General features: G+C 64.3%; 6 protein-coding genes. 1 reads left to right on the forward strand and 5 read right to left on the reverse strand.

Going from position 1 to position 5,914, the window contains the following annotated elements:
* Positions 1-352, forward strand: a 352-nt coding sequence (locus AC0V2Y_RS27485) for a protease inhibitor I9 family protein (protein WP_475417953.1), incomplete at its 5' end; no start/stop codon positions are given.
* Here the strand turns inward: AC0V2Y_RS27485 and AC0V2Y_RS27490 are convergent.
* From AC0V2Y_RS27490 to AC0V2Y_RS27510, 5 genes are all read right to left on the reverse strand, one after another.
* Positions 349-1,020 (reverse strand): LuxR C-terminal-related transcriptional regulator, encoded by a 672-nt coding sequence (locus tag AC0V2Y_RS27490; protein WP_475417952.1) that lies wholly within the window; start codon positions 1,018-1,020, stop codon positions 349-351. The two genes, AC0V2Y_RS27485 and AC0V2Y_RS27490, sit on opposite strands and share 4 nt — an antisense overlap.
* Positions 1,017-1,739, reverse strand: a complete 723-nt coding sequence (locus tag AC0V2Y_RS27495; RefSeq protein WP_475417951.1) for a winged helix-turn-helix domain-containing protein — start codon at positions 1,737-1,739, stop codon at positions 1,017-1,019. Before AC0V2Y_RS27495 ends, AC0V2Y_RS27490 begins: the two co-directional genes overlap by 4 nt.
* 194 nt (positions 1,740-1,933) lie before the next feature.
* Positions 1,934-2,572 carry an NF038129 family PEP-CTERM protein gene (locus AC0V2Y_RS27500; protein ID WP_475417950.1) on the reverse strand — a complete coding sequence of 213 codons (639 nt, stop codon included), beginning with the start codon at positions 2,570-2,572 and terminating at the stop codon, positions 1,934-1,936.
* Between the two features lie 10 nt (positions 2,573-2,582).
* Positions 2,583-5,576, reverse strand: coding sequence for an ExeM/NucH family extracellular endonuclease (locus tag AC0V2Y_RS27505; RefSeq protein WP_475417949.1), 2,994 nt, complete (start codon positions 5,574-5,576; stop codon positions 2,583-2,585).
* A gap of 83 nt (positions 5,577-5,659) precedes the next feature.
* A partial coding sequence (locus tag AC0V2Y_RS27510) for a hypothetical protein (RefSeq protein WP_475418229.1) occupies positions 5,660-5,914 on the reverse strand: 255 nt, incomplete at its 5' end.

Here is a 5,914-nt window from a genome sequence, read left to right on the forward strand (position 1 = left end):
GGTATATATCGTGCAGCTGGCCGACCCGCCGCTGGCTTCCTACACGGGTGGAGTGAAGGGCTTCGTGCCCACCATCGTCCACGGCCAGCGCCTCGACACGGATAGCGAAGCGGCACGGCGCTACACGGCCTACCTGGAAGGAAAACAGCGGGCCGTACTGGCGCTGGTGGCAGAAGCGCCCGTGCAATACCGCTACACGGTCACCCTGAACGGCTTTGCCGCCATGCTGACGCCGGAAGAAGTGGCGCGCCTGAAGGCCCACCCTGACGTGACGCAAGTGTCGCTCAGCACCGAAGAACATACGACGAATGGCGGCGGGAATAAACTCTCAATGCCGCAGAACCAGCGCTAATGGCTGAGCAGGCGCAGCGCGATGCCGCGCGAGACGGCTTGCGTACGGTTGCTCACGCCCAATAATTTATAGATGCGCTGCAAATGGCTTTTCACGGTGGTGCCGCTGATGCCGAGGATTTGCCCCACCTCGTCATTGCTCTTCCCCTCGCGCACCCAGTGCAGCACTTCCAGTTCGCGCGCACTGGCTGCGCGCGTGGCGCACGGACCGGTCAAGGGCGCCCGCCGGCTGCCTGGCAGCGCCAGCCAGTGCAGGTGCAGGTAGGGCAGCAGCAATTCCAGCGCATACGCCTGGCGTGCCGCGTCCACGACTCCCATGGCGAACAGGGCAAAGAAGCTGCCGCCCCCCTCGCCCACGCTGCCGTGCACCAGCACGCCATCGATGACGCCCGCCCTCTGGCCGCCCGCGCGCCAGGCCAGCGCCAGGCGCGCCAGCTGGCCCTGGCGCTCGCGCAACTGCGCGTGATCGGGCACGATGCTGTGCCAGGCTTCGCTGCGCAGCACGGCCCCGTCGGCGCCCAGCTGGGCGCAGATTAATATGTCGTGCGGCAACAGCGCTTGCAGCGGCCCCTGGCTCCAGAGAAAGAAATCGCCGGACTCGGCGATGCCATGCGCGCGGAGGATGGCGTGCAGCAGGTATTCCTGTTCCCGCCCCGTCAGCAGCATCATGCGCACACGGCCGCGCTGGCGACATCGGCGGCCAGGTAACGGTAGCCGCTGCCGCGCACGGTTTCGATGCGGTGGCCGCAGCCGCCCGGCTGCAGCGCCTGCCGCAGGCGCCCCACGTGGGCATCGACCGTGCGTTCATCCAGATAGGCGGCCTGGCCCCACACCTGGTCCAGCAGTTGCGCGCGGCTATGCACCCTGCCGGGATGGTCCATGAGGAAATGCAGCAGCTTGAATTCCACGCGGCCCAGATTGATGGGCACCTTGCCGGCCGTCACGCGCAGGGTATGCGGATCGAGACGCAAGACGCTGGCGCCGGCCGTGCTTGCGCCTGCGCGCAAGGCCGATGGCGCGCGCCGGCGCAGCAGCGCGTGCACGCGGGCCAACATTTCACGGGGACCGAAAGGCTTGCACAGATAGTCGTCGGCACCGCTTTCCAGCGCCAGCACCTTGTCCTGTTCGCTGTCGCGCGCGCTGACCATGATGATGGGCAAGTCGCACAGTGCGTCGTCCTGACGCAGCTGGCGCAGCAGCGTGATGCCGGACGCGTCAGGCAATTCCCATTCCAGCAGCAGCAAGTCGGGCGCATCCACGGCCATCAGCGCCTGCGCGCCGCGCCCATCCAGGGCGCAACTGACCCGGTAGCCGGCCCCTTCAAGGTTATGCAGCAGCAAGGCTTGCATGGCGGGCGCGGGATCGAGCAGCAGAATATGACGGCGCATGATGCATCCTTCCGAAAAAGTTGGCGGCCCTCCATGAAAAACTAGACGGCCCGACAAGTTTTTGACTATGCATCAAGCGTAAAACGCTGACTAATACAATTTAGTTTCCTGATTTATAGCTATTCCAAATAAATAGGCGAAAAAAAAACACAGCGCACCAGGGGCACGCTGTGTTCAGGCGGGACAACTGTACCTTATGCCGGCAAGACGGGCTGGCGGCGGCGCAGGGCAAAACCGATCAGCGCCAGGCCGCCCGTCAGCATCATCCATTCCGACGCTTCCGGCACGGCCGAGATCGAAGCGATGCTCGCATACGTGCTGCCGGCGATGCTGGCGGGCAAGCCGCCATTGAGCGGGGTCAGTTCGAATTGCACGAGGTTGCCGTTCGCATTGCCCAGGTAAGCCATGCCCGTGTAGTCGAGCAAGCCCACGCCGAACGTCGTGCCTGCGTTGCCGGCCGTGTTCAGGAAGTCGCCGTCAAAGACGATGTTGAAACCGAACTTGCCGCCCAGGGTCACGTTGTGAAACCAGTCGTTGTAGGCGCCGCTGTTGCCGAAGGTCAAAGTGCCGGGCAAGCTGCCGCTGACGTTGCCCTCCTGCGATGCCAGCGCGCCAAAGGCGCCCGAGAAGTTGCTCAAGGTGGCGCTGGCGCCCGGTGCGGGGCTGTTGCCGGCGATAAAGGCGAAGTCGAGGAAACCGGCGCCGGAAAAGGCGCTCGTATCGATTTCCACGCGGTAGGCGAGCGGGTCCGCCAGCGCCACGCTGGAACTGGCGGCCAGCACGGCGGCCAGCATGGCGCGGCGCAGGGTGAGATTGAATTTTGCTGTCAACATGGTCAAGTCCTTAGAAGTTGCCGGCGAAGATGCTGGCCGAGTAATTGATCGTCACTTTCGACGGATTGGTGAAGCTGACGGCGAACGAGGCCGTCGCGCCCGGCGCCAGGCTGGCCGCATTGACGGTGACATAGGCGGCGCCCGCATGGCTGCCCGTGGCGTTCGCCAGGGTCACGCCGGCCGGCAAGCCGCCGAACACCACCTGGAACGGGCCGCTGATGGCCGCCGTGCCCGTGTTGGTGAACGAGAACGTGCCCGTGTACTTTTGCGTCGCGCGGTTGAACGTCAGGCCTGAGCTAGACGTCGAGACGGCGGCCGTGATGTCGCGGTAGGCGGGCTGCAAGTCCAGGCTGATGACGACGGGGTCGTGGTCCGAGGCGCGGTAGGGCAAGGCGTTGTACAGGTCTTGCGGCTTGGCCGCATCGATGTTGTAGTCGATCACTTCCGGCTCGTCCGCATTCACATGCCATTCGGCCACGCCGGCCACTTGCGGGCTCAGCGAGGCGCTGGCCAGCGCATGGTCGAGGTAGCCGCTCTGGCCGCCGAACACGTACGAGTACGGCATGCCGGACGGGCGCACGAAACGTTCGAGTTCATTGACGAAACCGGCGCCTGTGATGACCTGGATCGGGTCTTCCGCGCCATACGAATTCAAGTCGCCGATGACGAGCACGTCCGCGTCGCCGGCAGCGGCCGCCACCTGCGGCACGAAGCTGCCCACCAGGCGCTGGGCCTGCTGCACGCGGGTGGCGTTCCAGCAGCTCTGGCTATCGTTCTGGTCCGCGTCCAGCCCGCTCGACGGGCAGCTGCCCTTCGATTTCAGGTGGTTGACGATCAGCGAGAATTTCTCGCCGTTGGCGGCCTTGAACGTTTGCGCCATCGGCGGACGGTTGTTGATGGCGTTGGCGTCCGACAAGGCGCCGCCCACCAGACCCAGCTTGGCCGGCTTGTAGATCATGGCCACGCGGATGGCGTCCGTGCCCGTGGCAGCCGGCTTCGGCACCACGGCGTAGGTGACGCCGCCGATGGCCGCGTTGAGCTGCTCGACCAGGTAGGTGACGGCCGTTTCGCCATTGTTCTGGATTTCCATCAAACCCACTACGTCCGCATCGACGGCTTTCAGTTCGGCCACGATCTTGTCGCGCTGGCGCACGAACTCGGCCAGGTTGTCGGCGCCGCGGCAGTTCGATTTGGTGGTCGACGAACCCACGGTGCAGCCCTGCCCCGTCTGACCAAACACGTTATTGCCATTGGTAAAGGTCGTAAAGAAATTGAGCACATTGGCGCTGGCCACCTTGACGTTGCCTGATGGCAGTTCCGGGCTGCCCGTGCGCGGGTTGTCGCGCGAAAATTGCGGCGTCTGCGTCGGCTGCAATTTATACGCGGCCCCGCCACCGCCGATGGCACCGAAATCCACCACGCCCGTCAGGTCGGCCACCGTGTCGCCGCTGCGCACGGTGTTGTCCTGACCGATATACGGTATCGTCGGCGGCGCCACGAAAATGCCATCATCGAGCACGATCAGGTTGTTCGCATTGGCGGCGATCAAGGCTTGCGCCTCGGTCGATCCAGCCGGATAGCGGTTGGTCGGCACTTCGCGCCGTCCCGCCGACAGGCTCAGTTCGCCGCGCGCGCCCAGGTAGGCGTTTTGCGAGACCGTCAACGGCTGCGTGAAGCGCACCAGCATGCCTTCCACGGCCGCCAGGTTCTCGTTCGGCAAGGTCACATTCGCCGGCACGATGCCGTGGCCCGCGCTTTGCGTGAGGATGGCCGTCACGTCCTTCAATTCCGTGTAGGAATTTTTCGCGCCCGACGGCGTGTATTCGAACACCGTGCCCGTCACGCGTACCAGATCGCCCGGCTGCACGGTGGTGACGGCCGCGCCCGTGTACACAAAGATGCCGTCCGAGGTCGACGGGTCGCCATCGCCGGCCGCGTCCTGCATGAAGAAACCGGTACCCACTTTCAGCGTGACCACGCCCTCGGTCGTCTGCACGGAATTGGCGTAGGGGCTGCTTGCACCGCTGCCCTGGATTTGCGGGATCGTGTGGCTGATGGCGGCCAGGCCCTGCACGGCCACGTCGACCTTGCATGACGCCGTTTGCTGCTGGTCGTTGCCGAACTGGACGACGACGGGATAATTGCCCACCGGCACGCCAGCGGCCACCACCAAATTGACGCTGGCGCTCTCGCCCGCCACGCCGGCCGCGCTGAAATTGGCCAGGCTGATGCCGGCCACGGCCGGCGACGCCAGGCTGGCCGCATTCACCACGCCATCCACGTCGGACGCGCGCAGTCTGGCGCTGCCGCCATTGCCCAGCGCCAGCGCCAGGCTGGCCGGGCAGCTGGTGATGATCTGGTGCACGACGGGGCCGCCGCAGACATTCAGCGGCGAAGCCGTATTGCGCGGCGTCACGCTGCCGGCGGCGAAGTCGGCGCTGTTATCGTCCGTGTCGCCGCAGCCGCCATTCGCCCGCGCGATCGACAGGGTATTCGATGGGGCAGGCGCGACGGCGCCCTCAAAACCGTTGGCCGTGCCGAAACCGACCAGGTCGACGACGGCGGCGCCCGTGGGGCTGGTGCCCGTCTGGGCCGTCTTGTTATTACTCAGCAGCACCTTGCCGGCCGTGCCGGACATGGCCAGGCTGCCCGACGCATCCGGCGCGGGCAAATCCTGCGTGCCGCCCGTGCCCTTGGCTTGCTGGACCAGCAAATACTGGCCCGGTTGCAAATCGATAGCCGGCAAGGCCGTCACGGCCCAGCTCGAACCAGCAGCCGACGCATATTGCACGCTCCAGTTGCTCAGGTTCACGGGGCTGGCGCCGCGGTTGAACAGTTCGATGAAATCGTTGCGGTACAGCGCCCCCGTATTGCCGCCACCGCCATACACCTGGCTGATGACGATATCGGAAGCCGCCAGGGCTGGCACGGACAGGCTGGCCAGCAGGGTAGCCATGACGGTCAGGCGCAGCGGCGTGCGCAAGGGGGAAAACGAGGTGTGCATGAGGATCCCGGTCGGTAAATAGATGACGCCGGTCCCGCATGATGGGCCGGCGCGCCACAATTAACAAAAGTATTTGAGACTTGTTATTTGCATATTAAAGGCCCGGGATGACGACTTGATGACATTTGATTAAGCCGAACGGAGTAAAAGCCACATGTGTTTATTTTTTCAGCAAGTATCAAACCCGCAACAGACGGGACCTGGGCGCAAGCTGGAACTGCATGTTTAGCCAAAACATGATATATTTCTATTAAATAAGTTTTATTCCTTGCAAGTTTTAAAAGCTTGCCTATTAGAAAATATGCAGTTAGCACGATGGGGAAGGCCCAGTCCACGCC

The sequence above is a fragment of the Janthinobacterium sp. BHSEK genome (genome assembly GCF_056174685.1).